The sequence below is a fragment of the Corallococcus interemptor genome (assembly GCF_003668875.1).
Taxonomy (GTDB): Bacteria; Myxococcota; Myxococcia; order Myxococcales; family Myxococcaceae; genus Corallococcus; species Corallococcus interemptor.
In genome coordinates this window covers 1-18,714 of the sequence record NZ_RAWM01000163.1, presented here as the reverse complement: position 1 = coordinate 18,714, position 18,714 = coordinate 1, and the positions used below count along the sequence as shown (strand labels likewise).

At 65.0% G+C, this 18,714-nt stretch carries 16 protein-coding genes and 2 pseudogenes; 8 read left to right on the top strand and 10 right to left on the bottom strand.

Features of this window, described 5'->3' with window-relative positions:
* The 3 genes and pseudogenes from D7X96_RS40560 to istA all read right to left on the bottom strand — a co-directional run.
* Window positions 1-441 (bottom strand): annotated as a pseudogene (locus D7X96_RS40560) (hypothetical protein); the annotation flags it as partial.
* A 164-nt stretch (window positions 442-605) separates the two neighbouring features.
* Window positions 606-1,373, bottom strand: coding sequence for an IS21-like element helper ATPase IstB (gene istB / locus D7X96_RS34980; protein WP_120553179.1), 768 nt, complete (start codon window positions 1,371-1,373; stop codon window positions 606-608).
* Window positions 1,360-2,640 carry an IS21 family transposase gene (gene istA / locus D7X96_RS34975; protein WP_279637417.1) on the bottom strand — a complete coding sequence of 427 codons (1,281 nt, stop codon included), beginning with the start codon at window positions 2,638-2,640 and terminating at the stop codon, window positions 1,360-1,362. The genes istB and istA overlap by 14 nt, the downstream gene beginning before the upstream one ends.
* 14 nt (window positions 2,641-2,654) lie before the next feature.
* On the opposite strand from istA, the gene tnpA reads away from it, so the two are divergent.
* The 4 genes from tnpA (at window position 2,655) to D7X96_RS34955 (ending at window position 6,404) form a co-directional block, all read left to right on the top strand.
* Complete coding sequence (gene tnpA / locus D7X96_RS34970) at window positions 2,655-2,972, top strand: IS66 family insertion sequence element accessory protein TnpA (protein WP_121771710.1); 318 nt, start codon at window positions 2,655-2,657, stop codon at window positions 2,970-2,972.
* A 4-nt stretch (window positions 2,973-2,976) separates the two neighbouring features.
* Complete coding sequence (gene tnpB / locus D7X96_RS34965; protein WP_121771707.1) at window positions 2,977-3,342, top strand: IS66 family insertion sequence element accessory protein TnpB; 366 nt, start codon at window positions 2,977-2,979, stop codon at window positions 3,340-3,342.
* A 58-nt stretch (window positions 3,343-3,400) separates the two neighbouring features.
* A complete protein-coding gene (gene tnpC, locus D7X96_RS34960) occupies window positions 3,401-4,894 on the top strand; it encodes an IS66 family transposase (protein ID WP_121771709.1) in 1,494 nt (497 codons plus the stop codon).
* Between the two features lie 796 nt (window positions 4,895-5,690).
* Window positions 5,691-6,404, top strand: a complete 714-nt coding sequence (locus tag D7X96_RS34955; protein ID WP_158626670.1) for a phage portal protein — start codon at window positions 5,691-5,693, stop codon at window positions 6,402-6,404.
* Between the two features lie 31 nt (window positions 6,405-6,435).
* Here D7X96_RS34955 and D7X96_RS34950 read toward each other — a convergent pair whose 3' ends face one another.
* Both D7X96_RS34950 and D7X96_RS34945 read right to left on the bottom strand, forming a co-directional pair.
* Window positions 6,436-8,532 (bottom strand): DUF262 domain-containing protein, encoded by a 2,097-nt coding sequence (locus D7X96_RS34950; RefSeq protein ID WP_121771705.1) that lies wholly within the window; start codon window positions 8,530-8,532, stop codon window positions 6,436-6,438.
* A 196-nt stretch (window positions 8,533-8,728) separates the two neighbouring features.
* Window positions 8,729-9,031, bottom strand: a complete 303-nt coding sequence (locus tag D7X96_RS34945; RefSeq protein WP_121771704.1) for a LexA family protein — start codon at window positions 9,029-9,031, stop codon at window positions 8,729-8,731.
* Between D7X96_RS34945 and D7X96_RS34940 the strand changes: the two are divergent.
* Window positions 9,030-10,056 (top strand): annotated as a pseudogene (locus D7X96_RS34940) (IS630 family transposase). The gene D7X96_RS34945 and the pseudogene D7X96_RS34940 overlap by 2 nt on opposite strands.
* 681 nt (window positions 10,057-10,737) lie before the next feature.
* On the opposite strand, the gene D7X96_RS34935 reads toward D7X96_RS34940, so the two are convergent.
* Both D7X96_RS34935 and D7X96_RS34930 read right to left on the bottom strand, forming a co-directional pair.
* Window positions 10,738-11,763, bottom strand: a complete 1,026-nt coding sequence (locus tag D7X96_RS34935) for a DUF2381 family protein (RefSeq protein WP_121771703.1) — start codon at window positions 11,761-11,763, stop codon at window positions 10,738-10,740.
* On the bottom strand, window positions 11,760-13,703 hold the full coding sequence (locus D7X96_RS34930) for a serine/threonine protein kinase (protein ID WP_121771702.1): 1,944 nt from the start codon (window positions 13,701-13,703) through the stop codon (window positions 11,760-11,762). Before D7X96_RS34930 ends, D7X96_RS34935 begins: the two co-directional genes overlap by 4 nt.
* Window positions 13,704-13,902: 199 nt before the next feature.
* On the opposite strand from D7X96_RS34930, the gene D7X96_RS34925 reads away from it, so the two are divergent.
* Both D7X96_RS34925 and D7X96_RS34920 read left to right on the top strand, forming a co-directional pair.
* Window positions 13,903-14,154, top strand: coding sequence for a helix-turn-helix domain-containing protein (locus D7X96_RS34925; RefSeq protein WP_244219831.1), 252 nt, complete (start codon window positions 13,903-13,905; stop codon window positions 14,152-14,154).
* Between the two features lie 138 nt (window positions 14,155-14,292).
* Window positions 14,293-14,652: a helix-turn-helix domain-containing protein gene (locus D7X96_RS34920; RefSeq protein WP_121771701.1), complete on the top strand. Its 360-nt coding sequence runs from the start codon at window positions 14,293-14,295 to the stop codon at window positions 14,650-14,652.
* A gap of 60 nt (window positions 14,653-14,712) precedes the next feature.
* Here D7X96_RS34920 and D7X96_RS34915 read toward each other — a convergent pair whose 3' ends face one another.
* The 3 genes from D7X96_RS34915 to D7X96_RS40170 all read right to left on the bottom strand — a co-directional run bounded on the left by D7X96_RS34915 (window position 14,713) and on the right by D7X96_RS40170 (window position 17,489).
* Window positions 14,713-15,879 carry a serine/threonine-protein kinase gene (locus tag D7X96_RS34915; protein WP_121771700.1) on the bottom strand — a complete coding sequence of 389 codons (1,167 nt, stop codon included), beginning with the start codon at window positions 15,877-15,879 and terminating at the stop codon, window positions 14,713-14,715.
* A gap of 395 nt (window positions 15,880-16,274) precedes the next feature.
* Window positions 16,275-17,180, bottom strand: coding sequence for a hypothetical protein (locus D7X96_RS34910; RefSeq protein ID WP_121771699.1), 906 nt, complete (start codon window positions 17,178-17,180; stop codon window positions 16,275-16,277).
* Window positions 17,181-17,351: 171 nt separating this feature from the next.
* The gene (locus tag D7X96_RS40170) at window positions 17,352-17,489 is read right to left on the bottom strand and encodes a hypothetical protein (protein WP_158626669.1); all 138 of its coding nucleotides are present in this window, start codon (window positions 17,487-17,489) and stop codon (window positions 17,352-17,354) included.
* Between the two features lie 759 nt (window positions 17,490-18,248).
* Between D7X96_RS40170 and D7X96_RS39730 the strand changes: the two genes are divergently transcribed.
* Window positions 18,249-18,605: a hypothetical protein gene (locus tag D7X96_RS39730; RefSeq protein ID WP_147468474.1), complete on the top strand. Its 357-nt coding sequence runs from the start codon at window positions 18,249-18,251 to the stop codon at window positions 18,603-18,605.
* The last annotated feature ends 109 nt before the right edge of the window (window positions 18,606-18,714 follow it).

The following is an 18,714-nucleotide window of genomic DNA, read 5'->3' as shown; positions in this document are numbered from 1 at the left end:
CTCTGGGGTCGGGCGTGGCCACGTCCCAGTATTTCTAATCCGCCCCCCGCCCACGTCTAGCGTGGTGAGGCCCACCGTTCGCTGCCTCACTGACCCCGCAGGCGAGCACCACCCGTGAACGCTTACCCGGTGCCAAGCCGTCCAAGTGCGCACTTCGTAGTCGGCCAGGCCCACTTCGCCCTTGGCGGACTCGAAGTCCTCCTCCACGGCCCAGCGACTGCCCGCCGCCTGCACCAGCGACACCAGTGAGGCATTGCGCCGGGCATGAGCGATGTAAAAGGACACCTTGCCGTCCACGAGGCTTCGACGAAGCAGCAGCCATCGCGACAGGCCCAGGTGCTGGTTGAGTCGCATACGTGCCCAGTCGTAGAGGCGTGGGCCCTTGGTGCCTGCGCCCGCGGACAGGCGCACCCACGCGTCCGGCGGGACTTCGTGCACCATGTCCCCCGGCTTCACCTGATAGAAGCCGCGCCAGACTGTCAAGGACCGGGGCCATGGATCGCATGAGGTTCGGCCAAGCGGATCGCCCTGCTGAGCCCGTCGGGAGCGGCGATTCGAGTTCGCGGCGCTGAGGAGGGCGGTTCGGCCAAGCGGATCCGCTGGGGCTACCGGGCTTCGGCGGCCGAGGGCTTGCGCCGGCGGGTGGGAGGCGGATTGCGGAAGCTGTCGCCTTCGATGACGAGGACGTGGGAGTGGTGGAGGAGCCGGTCCATGGCGGCGCTGGCCATGAGCGGGTCGCCGAAGAGGGGTGGCCACTCCTCAATGGAGCGGTTGGAGGTGATGACGGTGCTCTTGCGCTCGTAGCGCTGGCGGACGACTTCGTAGAGGTCCATCGGCTCGTCCTGAGTCAGGCCGCGCAGGCCGAGGTCATCGATGATGAGCAAGTCGGGCGAGGTGAAGCGCAAGAGGCGCTTGTCGTAGCTGCCTTCGCCGCGGGCGGCGCGCAGTTGCATGAGGAGTTCGTGGGCGCCGACGTAGAGGGCGCTGAAGCCGGCGCGGCAGGCTCGGTGGCCGAGGGCCTGGGCGAGGTGGGACTTGCCGACGCCGGTGGGGCCGACGATGAGGACGTTGTCGTGGCGCTCGAGGAAGGCGCAGGTGCCCAACTCCAGCACCTTGGCCTTGGGGACGCTGGCGTTGAAGTGGAAGTCGAAGTCCTCGAGGGTACGGGCGTGCTCGAAGGAGGCACGACGCACGCGCTGGGAGAGTTGCTTGGAGTCGCGGCGCTCCACCTCGTCGCCCAGCAGGCGGAAGAGGAACTCGGAGTGGGAGAGGTTGTCGTCCACGGCCTGCTGGGTGCGCAGTTGGAGGGACTGGAGGACACCGGACAGGCGCAGCTTCTTGAGCATGGGAATCAGCTCGTCAGTGGGACTCAATTTCGGGCTCCTGGGGCACGGCGGGGTGGTGCAGCAGCTCGGCCACGCTGCGTGCGAAGCGCGGCTGAGGAAGTGAGGACGTCGCGGGGGCCGCGAGGGCCAGGGGCAGCGGCTGCAGGTCCAGTCCCTGGCGCAGCAGATTCTTCAGGCCGCCGTAGGAGTACGTGCCGTAGTAGTGGGCGCGCCGGGCGGCCGCGCGTGCGCGCTCGGGCGGGAAGCCTTCCAGGTGAGCGACAATGGCCTGCACGGCGCGCAACTGGGAGAGGACGTCGTCGGAGTCGAAGACGGCGCGCACGTAGGTGAGGACGTCCTCGCCCAGCCGCGTGGCGCGCTCCTCCCAGTAGCCGCGGCTGCGGTGGCGCAAGTCAGCGCGGTGCTGGGGCAGGTGCTCCTCGCGGGTGGCGTAGAGGCCCGTGCCCTTCCGGGCGTGGGTGGCCACGCGGACGTCCTGGCAATACACCTCCAGGCTTGCGTCGGTGACGCGCAGCCAGACGTCACTGCCCACCAGGCGCCAGGGCACCGAGTAGAAGCGCCTCTCGAAGAGGACGTGGCTGTCCTGGTGGACGCGCGTGGGCTTCCAGACGACGGGGGTGAAGCGCTTCTGGGGCAGGGGCCGTAGGGCGGGCAGCTCCTCTTCCCGGAAGACGTCCACCGGGCGCTTTCCCGTCGTCCCGTGCCGCCGGACGTTGGCCACCTGGGCCAGCCACTCTTTCAACTCCGCGCGCACCCCCTCGACGTCGTGCCCCTGGCGGCCCTTGAAGAAGTTGGACTGGACGTATTTGACGCCCGCCTCCACCTTGCCCTTCTTCTGGGGCGCGTACGGTGGCGTCGGGTCGACCTTGAAGCCTTGGTGGCGGGCCACCTCGCGGTAGCTGCGGTTGAGGGCGGACGGCACGTCCGGTGTGAAGGCGGCCCTCAGCACGGCGGCCTTCAGGTTGTCGGGCACCACCGTCTCCACCACCCCGCCCAGTGCCTCGAAGGCCTCCACGTGCAGCCGCAGCCACGTGGGCAGCGACTGCTCGAAGACGACGTCGGCCCAGAGGTAGCGGCTGTGCGCCAGCACCAGCACGAAGACCCACGCCTTGCGCAGCCTCTTCTCTTGGGGGCACCGCAGCTTCCCCACGTACCCGAAGTCCACCTGCGCCACCTCGCCGGGCGCCGTGACGACGGGGATGGCCACGTCCTCGGCCCTCACCCCTTGCGCCTTGCGCGTAACCGTCCGGCCAACGACGTGCCGCGAGGGATTGCCGGAGGCGCGGCGCGCAATGGACGCTGGCGGGCATGTCGAAGCAGGTGGAGAAGCCGGAGTGGGCGCGCATCGCGGAAGCGTTCGAGGCCAGCGGGCAGACGCAGCGGGAGTTCGCGTTGGCGCGAGGCGTGAAGCTGAGCACGTTGCAGTCGTGGGTCTACCGGCGTCGGCGAGCCGAGACGACATCGGCCGCGCCGGTGCGACTGTTGCCGGTGCAGGTGCAGGGAGCGGCACCCGCCGCGGCCGAGTCCGTGCTGGAGGTGATGGCGGCCAGCGGAGCGCGGGTGCGCTTCGCCGTGGGGACGGACGTGGCGTACGTCGCGCGTCTCGTCGCCGCGCTGGGACGGTGAGGCGGTGTTCACGCTTCCTGCGTCGGTGCGCGTGGTGCTGGCCACGGAGCCGGTGGATATGCGCAAGTCCATCGACGGACTCATGGCGCTGGTGCGCACCGCGTGGGGTGAGGACGTCTACTCGGGCCACCTCTTCGCCTTCGTCTCGCGCCGAGGCGACCGCATCAAGGTGCTGACGTGGAGCCGGGGCGGCTTCGTGCTGCTCTACAAGCGGCTGGAGACGGGGAGATTCCGGCTCCCCCGGGTGGACGCGGAGGCGAAGGCGGTAACGCTGGACGCCACGCAGTTGGCGATGCTGCTGGACGGCATCGACGTGGCGCAGGTGCGACGCCCGCCAGCCTGGTCGCCTCCCGGGCGCGCGGCCTCGTGAGGAGCCCACGCGGGCACGCAGCCGTCAGGCGCGGTGTTGCGTCCTGGTGCCCCGCGAGCTGCCCCAGGACCATTTCTGCCCCTGGCGTGAGGAAGCCGAGGAGCTCAAGGCCGAGGTGGGACGCATTGGCACTCAGGTGCAGTCGCTGCAAACGCAGCTGACGGCCCTGCAGCGCCACGTCTTCGGCAAGAAGGCGGAGAAGCTGCCCTCGGTGACGCGGCAGCTGCGTCAGGACGCCGGGAGCGCGGAGGACGAGGCGGCGCGGACAGCCGCGGCGCTGAGGAAGCGCCGGGAGCGCGCGGCGAGCAAGGCGGAAGGAGCCCTGACGCGCGAAGTGCGGCACCCCGTGCCCCTCGAAGCGCGCCATTGCCCTGCGTGCGGCAGCGAGGACTTGAAGCCCCTGGGCGAGGGACGCAGGACGGTGACGTACGAGTACGTGCCGGCCTTCTTCGAGCGCCAGGTGCACGTGCAGGAAGTCCTCGCATGCGCGTGCGGCCAGGGCGTGGTGACGGCGCCTGCGCCCGCGAGGGTGGTGGACCGGGGCGAGTACGGCCCGGGCTTCCTGGCGCACGTGGTGACGTCCAAATGCGCCGATGCCATGCCTTTGCACCGGCTGGCGCAGCGGATTGAGAGGGGCGGTGTGCCCACGCATCGCAGCACGCTGACGGACCTCTTCCACCAGGCCGCCTCGGTGCTCCTCCCGCTCTCCACGCACCTCTTGCAAGTCATTGCGGCCTCGGAGGTGGTGTGGGCCGACGAGACGCCCGTGCGCGTGCTGGACGTGAAGAAGACGAAGCAGGGCTACCTCTGGACCTTCCTCACCCAGACGCAGCAGGGCGAGTGGCTCTTGGGCTATCGCTTCAGCCTGAGCCGGGCGGGCAAGACGCCCAAGGACGTCTTGGGTGGCACGCGAGGTGCCCTCGTAGTGGACGCGTACACCGGCTACAACGCGGTGACGCTGCCCGAGGGGCGCGTCCGCGTCGGCTGCTGGGCGCACGTGCGCCGCCGCTTCTTCGACGCGCTGCCTACCGCGCCGGAAGCCCGCGAGGCCCTGGACTTCATCCTCGCCCTCTACCGCGTGGAGGCCCTGGCCCGCGACGCGGGCGTCGTGCGCACGGATGCGCACCACGAGCTGCGCCAGCAGCAGAGTCTCCCCGTCCTCATGGCGCTGCGCGCGTGGATGGACTCGCAGGCCACGCGCCACCTGCCCAAGGGTCCCATGGGCCAAGCCCTTTCCTACGCGCTGAAGCAGTGGGAGGCCCTCACGCGCTTCACCTCCGACGCGCGCCTGCCCTTGGACAACAACCGCTCCGAAGCGGCGCTGCGCAAGGCGGCCCTGGGCCGGAAAAACTTTCTCTTCGTCGGCCACCAGGCCGCGGGCGAGAACCTCGCCGGCCTCTACGCCCTCGTCGCCACCTGCGAAGCCAACAGCGTCAACCCCGAGACGTACCTCGCGGACGTGCTGCTGCGCGTCCAGACGCACCCGAATGCGCGCATCGGCGAGCTGCTGCCGCACGAGTGGAAGCGCCTTCGCGCCACCGACTCTTCCTAACGCTTCCTCGCTGCGGTCCGGCCCCTGAATGAGCGCGCGGCGCCTTCCGAGCACGGCCGGGGCCTGTCTTCAATCGTCCCGGCACGTCATTGGCCGGACGGTTACCCTTGCGCAGCTGCCGCACCAGGCGCTTTACCGCCGAGACGCTCGCCGCGTACCCCTCCACCTCCAGCCTCAGCCTGTCGTGAATGGCACGTGGCCCCAGCCCTTTCTCCAGCAGCGCCTCCACGCGCCCCTGCCACGCCGCCAGCGACGACGTCTGCTGCGGCGCCACCCGCGAGGGCAGGTGCGTCTGCACCAGCGTCTTGAGCGCCTCCAACTCCGGCACTTCCTCCGGCGGCCCCTCCAACGCCCCCGCCGCCTTCAGCGCCGTGCGGTACGCCCTCTCCGTATTCGGGCCCATCCCCAGCAGTCGGGCCACTTCGCGCGCACCCGTCCCCATGCGGTGCAGCCGCACCAGCTCTCTCAACCTGTCCATGTCGACTCTCCGGTGACTCATCCGCGCGCTGTCCCTGCCCGCACCGCCCCCTGGCGGTGCTCATGGACGCGCGAGGATGCTCGCGTGAGGCCGCCGGGTAAGAATTCACCCCGCCTGCGGACCTCGTTTCTTCCTGATTCCTTCAAGGCGGCGCGGGCGCCGCACTCCTGCTACGCAACGCGATCCGCTTGGCCGACCCAGGCGCGATCCGCTTGGCCGACCCAGCTACGAACAGCTTGGGTGACCCTGCTGCGATCCACTACCCCGGCCCATGACACTAGTGCAGGTGTACCTTGACCTCGTCGGCAGGCCTTTCTGGTGCTGGAGCGCGTGGCGGGAATCCCAGTGGGCTTCTGGCCAGTGCCTCCCAGCCTCACGCGGCTGCCCGCCTTGGACGTGCCACGCGAGCAGCGGACCTTCACTGCCGCCGTGGGCGGCGTGATGAGGGAGATCCCAGCTGCGGACGTAATCCACCTTCGCAATCTGGACCCAGAGGACCCCCTCGGGCGTGGCGTGGGGCCTGCTTTCGCACTCGGTGACGAACTGGACACGGACGAGTTCGTGGCGCGGTTCCTCCGTGCGAGCTTCTGGAACAACATACTGCCGCCTGCCATCGCGTCCATTGAGGGGCTGACGGGCGCGAACAGCGCAGGGGCGAAGGCCTTCAAGGAGTCGCTTTCTCGCGAGCACCAGGGGCCGGACAAGGCGGGAAAGCTGCTCCTCACCAGCGGCCGGGTGACATTCGCGCGCCTGAATACCAGCTTCCGCGACATGCAGTTGGTAGAGTTGCGCCGCTTCCTGATGGACTTCGTCCGGATGACTTTCCGGGTGCCTCCTGAAATCGTCGGGGACATCTCCAGCTCGAATAAGGCTACGGCATTTGCGGCACGCGAGAACCTTGCGGAGCAAGCGACGCTTCCTCACATGGAGCTCCTTCGAACTGAGTACCAACTGCGGTTGGTGCCACTCCTGGGGGAGCACGAGGCCATCCTCGACTACGACGGCCCCGTGCCTGCTGACCGAGAACATTAGCTCCAGGTGATGCACGCTATGCCTGAGGCATTCAGTTACGACGAGTGGAGGGCGCTGGCTGGCTCTCGGCCGGATTCGAACCGGCAGGGGTATCCGCTTCCAATGCCTGGTCAGATGGTAGTGGGGCGGGAGTCGCCTGAGTCGTAGCAGCGACGACATTTCTTTTTTCTGCCATGGCGACGACAAAGTCTAGACCAAGGAACCGTGTCTTGACTGCTGTATCCCCCATGGGCAGTCCCCATCGCCTTTCAATGAAATTCAAAATTCGAATGCCTCGGTCAAGAATGCTGTCTGCGGTCCACTCAGCATAGGTTGCCGCCTCGTTTTCGGAATAAGAGCCATATATATAGCCTCCCGTAGTTCCTGTTCCATCCCGCTTGATTGGGAATGGCAAGTTGCCAAGTGCCGAATTTTTCGGTCTGGACAATGCAAGTAGGTTCCCTAGGGAGTCCTGCAATATACGCTTCTGGCGTTGTGAGAACTTGCTAAACCTGGAAGTCCAGTACTTGTCCCTCGCGCGCTGCGGATAGATGTGTTCAATCGTCTCGTAATCATTGTCGTAGTCTTCGGAGGTGAAGTCCGGCCATGATATTTTGTCGCGGGGCGACTTGCCGTAGCGCTTGAGGTCTTGCTCGTATTCAAAAAGCAAGTAGTTAAGTCCATCCCATGAGTAGTGTCCCTTGCTCGACCAATCGTCAGACATGGTTCGAACGGGATTGCGATTTATGTAGCTTTCAATTGTCTGATGAATAGATGTGGCCGTGGATTCGACGGTTGCCTGCGTGCTGACGAGGTCTGTTGCGAGTTCGAGGAAGTCGACTCGCTCGAATTCGGAAACATAGGGTCGAAATGTGCGAACGAACATGTATCGTTCGATATTTTTGAGGAGACTTGTGAGTGCTTCGGGTGATGGGTTTGTGTGAATTGCAGCGATGATTAAGGGTTCTGTGTGCTCCCAGCCTAGTCGAGATATCTGATTGAGCACCTCTTGTTGTTCGGTGGTGAAGTTGCTGTCTTCTGGGTTGAAGACCTCGTAGAAAGTCTTGACGCAGCGCTTGAGGTCCTGGGCGTATTCGTAGATTGTCTCTAGTGTTAGCGGTATCTTGAAGCGATTCCCCACGGCGCCGTTGATGTTTCTGGTTGTGAAGATTTCGTTTAGGAGAATGTGTTTGTAGAGGGCCTCTGGGCGCCGCCGCAAGTAAATTCGATTCTCGTTGTCGGGCCCTCGGTCGGTCTTGCGGCCAATGTAGAGTTGAAAGTGGATAAACAGGAACTGATCGTCATAAAGGGGTTTGCTCCTGTTCTTACCTAGGTAGTGGTATGCTGTTTTCCAGGACTCGTTGATTGCAAACCGAAGTCTTGCTCTTTCTGTGGTGTCGGTTGTGATGAGTGTTGATATGAAAATGAGCCTGTTTTTGAGGAGTTCAAGATTCGAGAGTGGCTTTCCTCTGTTATTCATTGTCTCGAAGGCGACGAACACGTCGATTCCGGGAGACATGGTGTAGATATTGAAGAGAAAATGTTGGGTGATTTTTGTGTAAATCGACTCTATTTCGCCGTGCGTTTTCCCCTTGAGTTGCTCCAGGAAGAAAGCCTTGGCTGCCTCCAGATTGTGCGTGTAGATGGTTTCTTCGTCGGTGCTGTGTGTGTCTGATGGTTCAAGGAAGATTCTTGTCTTGAGGAACTCGTAGCTCGGGTTGTCTTTCTCGTAGCCAAATATGTACGACCTGCTGATGCCTTTATCTTTGGATTCGAATATGAATTTCTTCCGAATCTCTTCTGAAGAGGTGTAGTTGAGTTCGACTCCGGGGCCTGCTGCCTCAAGTATTGCCTGTATTAATATTAGAGAAGTTGTGAGTCTCTGCTGCCCGTCGACGACATAGTATGGCGTAAAGTTCTTCGAGTGTATGATCCAAAGGTCATCGGGCCATCGCTCGAAGTCGGATTGATTTACCTCTTCAAGAGTTAGAACTCCTGTGTAGTGAGCGCGGTTCGGGGCGAGGAGTGTTAGGTCGGACCAGAAGTCTTTGAGTTGCGTCTCGGTCCAGGAGTACCCGCGCTGATAATCTGGAATGCGGAAGAGGTTCTCAGTGAAGAACTTCGAGAGAGACAGTAATTCTGTTTTCATGCGCCTTCCGATGGGGTGAGTGTGCGGAACATTTACCCGGGCCCTCGTGGAATGCAAGTGATGGGTGGGGTGGGGTTGACTCGGGGTTTTGGTGTCCTGAAAAGGATCCTCAATTGGTTTGTTACGGCTCTATCAATGCTGTTCGAGGCGCTAGTGAATCGGCACAGAGGTTCTGACCGATTGGCCTTGGAGCTGCTCAGCGGAGAACGGGCAGCAGCTCCGGGGCCAGCAACAGTTCGATGCTGCGGGCCTGTCCTGCGCTTCGCCGGATGAGCCCTCGGCGTTCAAGCTCCAGTACTATGCGGTGGACGGTGGGCGCAGCGGTGCCGAAATAGCGCTGCATGTCGGCCTCCGCTGGAGGGCGCCGGTTGAGCTTCGTGTAGGCGTAGATGAAGGCTAGGTACTGGCCTTGGAGCTCTTGTAAAGGGCGGGGGGCGGAGGGAATCGAAACGGCGGCAGCGAGGTAGTCCGACTCCCCTTTTGCGGAGTTGGAGCGCATGAATGTACGTTACCTCGTCACCCTGGCTGCCGAGGAGAAGTCGGAGTTGGAGGTGCTGGTGAGCGGCGGCACGGGGAATGTTCGCCACGTCAAGCGCGCGCAGATTCTGCTGGCCGCCAATGCCCGAGTCACCGACGAGCAGATTGCCAGGAGTGTCCGGGTGGGCACCTCGACGGTGTACCGAGTCAAGCGGCGGTTCGTGGAAGGAGGAGTGGTGCTGGACGCTTCAATTGCTCGCCGATGAGATGGTGAGCCTCACCGAGCACGAGGGCATATCGCGGGAAACCGTCCGCCGACGTCTGCCGGAGAACGAGCTCAAGCCCTGGCCGCAGCGCATGTGGTGCATCCCCAAGGTGGACGCGGAGTACGTTGCCCGGATGGAGGACGTGCTGGACCTCTACGCCGAGCCGCCGGACGCCAAGAGGCCGGTGGTGTGCTTCGACGAGTCGCCCACGCAACTCATCGGAGAAGTCCGCACGCCGCTTCCTGCAGAACCCGGCAAGCCCCGACGCTACGACTACGAGTGCCAGCGCAACGGAACAGCCAACCTCTTCGTCTTTCTGGACGTGCACCGCCCCTGGCACCACGTCGAAGTCTCGGACCAGCGCACCGCCAAGGACTTCGCTGCGCGCATGCGCGAGTTGGTGGACGTGCACTACCCGGAAGCGGACACCATCCGGGTGGTGCTCGACAACCTGTCCAGGCACAGCCCAGGCGCCCGCTATGAAGCCTTTCCTCTAGAAGAAGCCAGGCGGATTCTGAAACGACTGGAGTTCCACTTCGTGCCCAAGCACGCCAGCTGGCTGAACATGGTGGAGATTGAAATCGGCGTGCTGAACCGCCAGTGCTTGGACAGACGCATCCCCAACAAGGCCACCTTGAAGCGGGAGGTGGCCCGATGGGAGCGGATGCGAAACAAGGAACGTGCCCGGGGCCGCTGGCACTTTACCGTCAAGGGCGCCCGCACCAAGCTCGGGCGAGCGTACCCCCAGCGCTGCCTGAACCCTTCAAAACCTCTGTGCTGAGCTAGTAGGGAGCCCGTTGCTGATTCCTCGTCGTCCCTGACGGCGAGTTTTGCTGCCTCAGTCCTCGCCGTTACGTGCTGTGCAGTAACGCAGCGGTAACGCAGTCGAGTGGACTGGTCTGGACGTGCCTGGACGCAGCAGGGTTCGGTATCCGCAGGGTGGGTGGGGCGTAACCTCTCGGAAATATTGGCGGTAGGGCACGGGAATCGAACTCGCCAGGGACTGCTCTCGCAGCCCCTCACCGGTTTTGAAGCCCCGCCACCCCGATCCGCGAGATGCCCGGCGGGATTGAGGGTTGGCCGGTTTCCCTCTGGAGCGGGGCGGGTGGAGCGTCCATGGAGGTCCACCCACGTCCGTTCAGCTTGGGTACAGCTTGGGTACAGAGCGCTGTCGATCAGACGCTCTTGCCCGACGCATTGACTTCCCTCCAACCCTCTTTTTCCTTCGCAGGCAACGCGTCGAAGTCCGTCTTGCACAGGATGGCCATGCGCACGGGGTTGACCCCTTCGCTGAGAATGTAGAACGGGGACCGAGGCTCAAACTTAGATACGTGCTTCTTGCAGTTTCCGCTGCACACTCCGTCCATGGTGCTCCTCCCGAGCAAGTATAGAGGCACAACTCTGACGGGTTGCCAGAGCCGCAACAAGGAAGAACCCTCGTGTGGGACACTGGGGCTCAAGCTTATGGGAACGTCACCCCGGAGACGATCACGCTCCGGGTTCCATCCTCGTTCCACAGCTTGAGACTGAAGCTGCCCCGGGTCTCCTGCTCCGTTGCCTCTGTCTCGATCACAACCCGACCATCAGTCACGCTGGGGTCAATGGGCTCACTCTGCCAAGGAGGCAGTACGCGCAGCGTGCGGCGGCCAGGGCCTACCAGCTCGGCTCCGGCCGCAGTCCACGGTAACGACCCGGCGGGTGCCTCCAGCACCACCTCCACCGCCACGAGCCCGCTGGCGCGGTAGCTGATGGCGCGCCGCAGACCGAGGGCACTTGCTGGATGCAGACTGACGCCTCCCGTGACGGTCTTGGCCACAACCCCGTTCTTGTCCATGCGCATCGCGGCCAGGAGTCCCGTCAAGCCGCGTGGCCCGCCACACTCCGAGCGGAGCCGTACGGTCTCCTCGCGGCACTGCTGAAGCTGGAGGTCCTTCTCCTTCTCCGCCTGCTGGTAGGACGCCAAGGTGCGTTTCTGGCGTAAGACCTCCACCTGACGCGTGGCACGGGCCGGGTGCACCACCAGCACGAAACTGATGCTCGCGGGGGCGTCTCCGTCCGCGAAGCGGGCCGTCAATTTCAGCCGCTCGCCAGGAACCACATTCTCGGAGGGCAGTAGCGAGATGCTGCGCTTTCCTACCTCCACCATCGTGAATTGGTCGGCTCCCTCCAGCGTCAGGGTTTCGCGCTTCAACTCGGTCGAGAAGAAGACAATCAGAGTCGCCAAGCCCGGACTGATGCAGACTTCGTAGACCCTGTTGTTGGACTCGGCCGGGAGATCGATCTGCTCCTGGGTCGAATCGCAGGCTGGGAGCCGTGACAGCTCATCGGCATGGACCGTCCAACCAAGGAGGACCACCAGGGCCAGCAGGGCAATGGGTGATGACGCGGATACGGGAACGGGCCTCTGAAACGGGCGCGACCATATAGGTCCGAGGCGCCGCCCCGACCACGCCCCGCGCGAACCCCGCATGCGCTCAGAAACGCTCATTCGAAGCGATCCACCGCCCGGACGAACCCGGAGTCCCAGACCTTCACGTTGCCCTCCGTGGAGCCGGGTTCTCGCTCCAAACCACGTTTGCCCGATTGGTCCCGCAGCTCCATGCACACTCGTACGGTGCCACCCCCCTTGGGCAGCCGGGCCTCGGTGAATCGACCGTAGACGCGATCTCCGAAAAGGAGCTTCCCAGACAGGATGGTACCCGTGCGCATCTCGATCTCGCGGCTGCCAGAGTAGATGCGCATGCTGGTCCATCCCTCCTTCACGGATCGGCGCTCGGCATTCGCTCCTTGCGCACCCCAGGTCACTTCAAGTCGTTCATCCCCTACTTTGATGCCAAGTTTTTCCATCGCCTCGACGGCTCCTGGTGGGCAGTCCTCGGGCGGGGGCGTCGGGCGGACCTGGGGACCAGGGCAGGCCATCGTCAGGCAGGCCGCGATCCCCAGGCCAAGCGCCTTGCCGGGGGACACGCCGGTGGTCTTCTTCATCTTCACGGAAACCTTCTCCTCGGAGAGCGTCGCGGGAAGGGCGACGGCCGCAAGGATGGGCGCGCCGTTGAGCGCAACTGCGGCTTCCTGAGCTTCCGGTGCCATCCAAGGTGCCGCCACTTCCTGGCCGGGAGCCCCCAGAGCAAGCACGAGTGTGGGGGCGACTGGCGGTGACGACGAGGCCGCGCTGGAATGAGGTTCCTGTGTGTGACGTGCGACTTGAGCCGACGATGGCGCCAGGTCGCGCGCGAGCATGAGCACGCTCACGATCACCAGCAGACTCATCCAGCTCGCCACGCGCAGGGCAGTGAAATGACCGGCTTGTGCCTGCGGCCTCGCGTGCGGCGGGGCAGGGCAGGTGGGAAGTAGAGGTGGCAGCTCGGGCTGAATGACCGCTGCGATTGACGCCGGATCGTGCGCGGCAACTTCCGCTGGCGGGTGCGGCCCCCGGCGAGGCCGGGCCTTGCGCTTCTTCAGCCACTGCACCAGTTCGTCTTCGCCCGCGTGCGGCACCTCCGCAAGCGTGGTGGCGGTGTCCGGGCCATAGGCGTCGCAGAGTTTCGCGTCCAAGGACTCGTCCGCCTGGGCCAGCAGGGCCTCCAACTCCACGCACAGCGCGTCGGCATCCGGGTGGCGCTCCTCGGGCTCCTTGGCCAGCAGGCGCATGCACACGGCACTCAGGGCCTCGGGGACGCGCGGGTTGAGTACGTGGGGTGGTTTGGGAGCGCGGTTGAGCACGGCCTCCACCCCTGCGGCCTCGTCCGGGAGGAAGGGCTGTCTGCCCGTCAGGAGCCAATAGAGAACGACGCCCAGCGAGTACAGGTCATCCGAGGGGCTGGGTTGGTAGGAGCGGCCACGCTCGTCGCCGTGCTCCTGCTGGAAGCGCCATGCCTCGGGCGCGCGGTACTCCGGGGTGCCCGGTGGAAGCACTCCACCGGTGATGCTCGGGGCGCTCTCGTACCCGCCCGCGCCGAAGTCCACCACCACCGCCTCGCCGTCCGAGGCGCGCTCGATGATGTTGCTCTCCTTCAGATCTCGGTGCACCACCTTCGCCCGGTGCGCGGCGCCCAGCCCGCGAGCCACGCCGAGCACCTTGAGCACGACCTCTCGGGCCGAGGGGTTCTCCTCCTTGGCCCATACGTCCAGCCTGCGTCCCTCCACGTAGTCCATGACGATGAAGAAGGATTGGGGCGCCTCGTCCGGCCACTGTCCGTGCCCACGGATGCGCACCAGATTGGAGTGTTTGAGCCGCAGGAGGATGGCCACTTCGCGCTCGGCCCACTCGGCCAGCCCCCAGAGTGGGATGAGCTTGAGCGCGTAGCGCCGCCCTCCACGCCGGGCGCGGTACACGGCACCGAAGCCCCCGGCTCCCAGCTTCTCCTCCACCAGGTACCCGCCGATGTCCGTGCCCGGGGGGACGATGGGATGCAGACGCGGGCTCAAGTGTCCTCTCCTTCGGCGGGGCGTGAGGGGGCGGCGTTCCTGAACATGCTCTCAACCGGTAGCGGATTTCGTACGAGTTCTCCCCGCGAAGTGCGCGGGAGAAGGGTAAACCTTGCGCGGATACTATCGTTGAACCTGATGGGCGGTATGCTCGGAGTGCCGCCCGCGCGGCATTCTCCTCTTTCTCCCAGGTCTCCTCATGTCCGCGAAGCTCTCCCAGCAGATCGGAACCAATGTCCGCGCCGCCCGGCATCGCGCGGGCCTGTCGCAGGCCCAGGTGGCCGAGGCCATCCACGTGCCGACGCTGGTGTTCAGCCGCCTGGAGCGCGGCAGATTGCTGCCCAGCGTCCCCACGCTGGTGGGCCTGTGCGGTGTCCTCCATGTCTCGGTGGACTTCATCCTGTGCGGCAAAGCCCTGGAGGGCCCTGCTCTCGATGGCTCCTGCACATAGGGGGAGGCGCCGCCACGTGACGGGGTGCGGATCGCGCATCGACATGATCGCCAAGATGCGGCAGGAAGGGGCGTCCCCGAGGCGCGAGCCCCCTGCCCGCGCCAGACCTGGTTCTCGGTGTTCCTGGTACCCCGACGCATGAACGAAGAACTGGCGACCCGTATTGGAAGTGCCGCCCGTGAGGCCCGGACGCAGCTCGGGCTCACGCAGGCGGAGGTGGCCGAGAAGCTGGGCTTGGCGCATATGGTCTATAGCCGCCTGGAGCGCGGGAAGATGCTGCCCAGCGTCCAGACGCTGCTGCGGATGTGCTCGGTGCTGCGCATCTCCTCGGATGAGCTGCTGGGGATCGCGGACGCGGAGGAGGGGACGAAGTCCGGCAAGAAGGAGCGAGGGCCGGGCGGGGCGCCCAAGCTGCGCCAGCTCACCGGCCTCGCGCGCAAGATGGACGAGGACCAGCTCGATGCCCTCGTGACGGTGGCCCAAGTGTTGTTGCGCTGAAACGATGCGGGCCCACACCTGGGGCCCGCTTGCTTCCAGCAATGTTCGGTCTGCCCGTTCTCACTCTTCGTTCGGTGCGGGCGTCGCCTCGTCGGCGTCCAGGCCCTCGGGGAAGAAGCCTTCTTCGTCCAGCTCCACCCGGTCGCGCAGGACGGACGCCTCCGACAGCAGCCGCGCCAGCTCCTCGCTCGCCTCCTTCCGGCTGAAGGGCTGTGACTCCGCCGCGAGCGCCGCCCGCAGCGCATCGTGCATCTCGGCGGCCGTGGCATAGCGCTCGGAGAGGTTGCGCTGGAGGGCCTTGTGGACGATGGCCTTGAGCGCGTCCGGCAGGCCCGCCATCGCGTTCTCCACGTCTTCGGGGCGGTAGCGGTTGACGAGCGCGATCATCTGCGTGAGGGGCACCGAGGGCGTCTCCTCCGTCTTCACGTCCACGGTGGTGTTGGGGGCCTTTTCGTCCTCCACGTCGAAGAGGTGCTTGCACGTCAGCATCTCCATGAGGACGAGGCCCAGCGAGAAGATGTCGGACCGGCCATCCATGGGCTTGCGATGCAGGTACTCGGGCGAGGCGTACGCCACGTCGCCCTTGAGCAGAAGGCCCGGCGTTTCCTCCCGGCCCACCATGAGCGAGTAGGTAGCGCCGAAGTCCGTCACCTTCACCTCGCCGCTGCGGGCCACGCGGATGTTCCGGGGCGCCACGTCGCGGTGGATGATGCCCAGCGGCCGGTTCTCCGAATCTCTCAGCGTGTGCGCGTGGTGGAGGGCATCGGCCACCTCGGCGGCGATGTAGAGGGCGAAGGGCGCGGAGAGCGGCTTCTCGCGCATGGTGGCGAGGCTGATGAGGGTGTCCAGCGTGGGGCCGTCCACGTACTCCGCGATGACGTGCGGCCGGTCGGCGTGGATTTTCAGGTGATGGACCTGGGCAATGGCCGGGTGGTGGAGGCGGAAGGCGAGCTGGACCTCCTCGATCAGCCGCTGGCAGCGCTCGAAAGTGACGGGATTGCGCAGGCGCTTGATGGTGACGTGCCCGGCGAGTCCATGTGGGAGGTGACGCTCGGCAAGGAGCACCACCTCGCCGTTACCCCGCCGTTCCAGCGTGCGGATGGCCTCGTACGTGGTGGTCTCGATGGTGAACCGGAGCCGGGGGCGGGCGCTCTCAAGGTCGGAACTGTTCTCCGGCGTCGCGTCCTCGATCAGCGTTTCTTCGGTCGGCGTGCTGTCATCGGTCATGTGCGGCCTCCAGGTGGGAAGGGACGCGCGGCGGGCGCTGGCTCGGGCCTTCCGGCTCCCTGGTGGGGCCTCGGCTGCGGGAGCTGGGGCCGGTGGCGCTCGCGGTCCAAGGTCTACTATTAATAAACCCAACGGGTATTACAAGCGACCGCAGGGCTCGACCGAGCGCGTGCGGCGGCTCGCCTGCCCTTGCTCAAGTTCTGCCTCTGCTCCTTGCCCGGAATCTTCTCTCTCAGCTCACGAGCTTCGGCGTCGTCCGCCGAGCTGCACGCTATGCCGGACTGGGCGCCCCTATGCCCTCCGCCGAGCGATTGTCACGTATCTCGTCCGTTCGAAGGTTCTTGTCCCGCCATGAGGGCACTATCCAGTTACCAGCGGCTGACGGCCGCGGCGCCTTACGTAGCGGTGGACGTGGACGACTTGCGCCGCACCATAAACCCTGCTCGGGAAGCGCTCGTTATTCCGAGCACGCCTCCGAGATGGGGCGCCAGGCGTTCCGCAGCAGCGACGAGTGGTGCCCGCTTGGCGTCGTCGTCTCGCACCGTCGAATACAACGAGCTTGGGCTCTTCGACACGAAGAAGAACGGCAACTTCCGCAGGTTCTCTGGAACGCGCTGGCCCGTCATGCGGCCCCAGGCAACAGTGGGCTGATCCTTCACGGCAATGCCACCTTTGCCGACGAAGTTGACGCACGTGTTCGCTCGCCAGAAGGTTTCGTCGAGCGTGATGCCCCCCGCCCGGTCGTCCTTGCCGGGGAACGAGGGCGCGAAGCCCAGGACCAGCGCCGCCTTGGTGCCGTTCTGGTGGACGAGGCTCGACAGGAGCTGCACGAAGGTGTCAGTCAGCGAGTGCTCCATCCACGCGCGCACGTCTTCGCGCACCCGGTCCTTGATCTTGTTGTAGGTGGAATCCATCCCACTCGCCGTCACGATCGCGGTGAAGTCAACGTGCGCCGCTGTCGATCCATAGGTGAGTCGCCCATTGGTTGCCTTCCTCAGCATTTCACCTGCGAGGGACCACCAGTTCTCATAGGGGTTGGCGAAGTAGTTGTCCTGCGCGACCCACTGCTTCTGGGCGTCGTCCTCAATGGGGAGATGCTCAGGAAATTCCTCGGCGCTCGCGTTCAGCGCAATTGTGACTACGGGGACGTGCCGCTCGTTATGGGGCAGCCCGAACCCAAGGACCGGAGGGAAGGGCAGGCTTCTGGGCGGGAAGAACTCCGCGAGCTGCGAGTTCCCCCGGAGCTGGTCTCGATGCTTCTGAGCCTTGGCGTAGAGCGCGGCGAATTGTTGCCGTTCCATTCGTGCAGCGTACCTGATGCCATCGTTGGTTGCTCGCTCACCCTTGCCGCCACAAGACTGAGCCCTCACCTCGCTTCCTGAAGATCGTCAGGCACTGGCCGTTGGGAGCTTGAGCAGGACCGTGCGGTCCAGGAGCCGAATGAGGTCGCGCTCGTCTGCGGTCGCCATCATTCAGTCCACGATCATGGCCTCGGGTGTGTCGCTGCGATTCTTGCCACAGGAGACGATCTCGCGCGTGAAGTGGTTCGGTTCGTGGACCAAGACCAGCGGTAGATGGCGCCCGACATCGGCCAGCAGGCGCGGGGCCATCAATCCCAGGAGAACGCCGGTCGCTTCGGGGGCACAGGCTCGGTGTTTTCCCCTACGAGCACACGACCATCGTGATTACCAGGGGAGGGTCCGGCAACCTGGTCCTGCGGCACCACGCGCTGCTGTACCGGCTCCGATGCTGGCGGCCCGGTCGCGGTCGGCGAAGGGGCTCCGGTTCCGTTTGCCACATGGCGATCTCCAATGCCGTGGCCGTTGGGGCCGCTGACGGTTGCCGCCCGGCAACCACAAGGGATCAACGCGCTCCTTTCGAGCATGGACCGGAGCGTCGCGTTTTCATCCCGAAGCCGCTGAAGCTCTGCGTGGAGCTCCTTCTCTTTTCGCTGGCGGTGCAGCCGTAGGGTACGAGCAGGCAGCCCTGGCGCGGCCGTAGCCGTGAACTGCTCCGAGGTCAGCCCGGACTTCGCCCAGGCCGCGATCATCGCGTCCAGGTACTCCGTGCTCCAGCGGGTGCCTCGGCTCATACACGGAAGGTTGCCGTCCGGTGTACGCCGCGAATCCCCCCTTCCTGCCTCAGCCTGTCCTCGGCTCAGGATCGCGCGCGTGGACAACTGAGCCGTGTACCTCATGCGCACTCGCCGCGTGGATGCGCTCTGGGGCCTACATGCTCCCTTGCCCACCACGGGGGGAGGTCTGGAGCCTGAATTCGATACATCCATATCGACGCCCTCCCGCGCGTGGCGCTCGGTGCCTCCCGTCGGTGCGCAGAGGGCCAGCAACTCAATTCGATATCTCTTCGGTATGGACAACTCGACGAACCTCAATGAATGCAGCAGCAGCGACACCAACACCGACACTGGTAGCAGCACGAACACGCCGAAGTTCTCTGCCGCATCGCAGGCGGCTCTGACTGAGCGTGGCATCACCGTCGAAACCGCGATCAGGGCCGGGGTTCGTGCGTACTGGACACAGGAAGAGGGAGCTGAACTTCTCGACCGGCGTGATGGCCACCGGTCCATCCCAGCCCCCGGCCTCGTGATTCCGTACTTGGGCTGCGACGGGTACGTGAAACTGCGGCCCGATGATCCTCGGGTGCCGGTTCCCGAGGACCAGGTGCCGCACAGCATCGCGGCCGAGTACCCCTCTCTGCCAAGGTGAGTGAGACAGTCCGTACCCAGCAGTTTAGTGTGCAGGGCGACCCAGGCAGGGACGATGAATCCGGTGGTGGAAGAGGCTCGGGTCAGGGAGACCGAGGTGGTGGAGAAGG

Coding starts and splice junctions, on each gene's coding strand:
- tnpA (WP_121771710.1), top strand. CDS start 2,655: ATGTCGAAGCAGGTGGAGAAGCCGGAGTGGGCGCGCATCGCGGAAGCG.
- D7X96_RS34950 (WP_121771705.1), bottom strand. CDS start 8,532: ATGAAAACAGAATTACTGTCTCTCTCGAAGTTCTTCACTGAGAACCTC.
- D7X96_RS34945 (WP_121771704.1), bottom strand. CDS start 9,031: ATGCGCTCCAACTCCGCAAAAGGGGAGTCGGACTACCTCGCTGCCGCC.
- D7X96_RS34935 (WP_121771703.1), bottom strand. CDS start 11,763: ATGAGCGTTTCTGAGCGCATGCGGGGTTCGCGCGGGGCGTGGTCGGGG.
- D7X96_RS34925 (WP_244219831.1), top strand. CDS start 13,903: ATGTCCGCGAAGCTCTCCCAGCAGATCGGAACCAATGTCCGCGCCGCC.
- D7X96_RS34920 (WP_121771701.1), top strand. CDS start 14,293: ATGAACGAAGAACTGGCGACCCGTATTGGAAGTGCCGCCCGTGAGGCC.
- D7X96_RS34915 (WP_121771700.1), bottom strand. CDS start 15,879: ATGACCGATGACAGCACGCCGACCGAAGAAACGCTGATCGAGGACGCG.
- D7X96_RS34910 (WP_121771699.1), bottom strand. CDS start 17,180: ATGGAACGGCAACAATTCGCCGCGCTCTACGCCAAGGCTCAGAAGCAT.
- D7X96_RS40170 (WP_158626669.1), bottom strand. CDS start 17,489: ATGGCCCCGCGCCTGCTGGCCGATGTCGGGCGCCATCTACCGCTGGTC.
- D7X96_RS39730 (WP_147468474.1), top strand. CDS start 18,249: ATGGACAACTCGACGAACCTCAATGAATGCAGCAGCAGCGACACCAAC.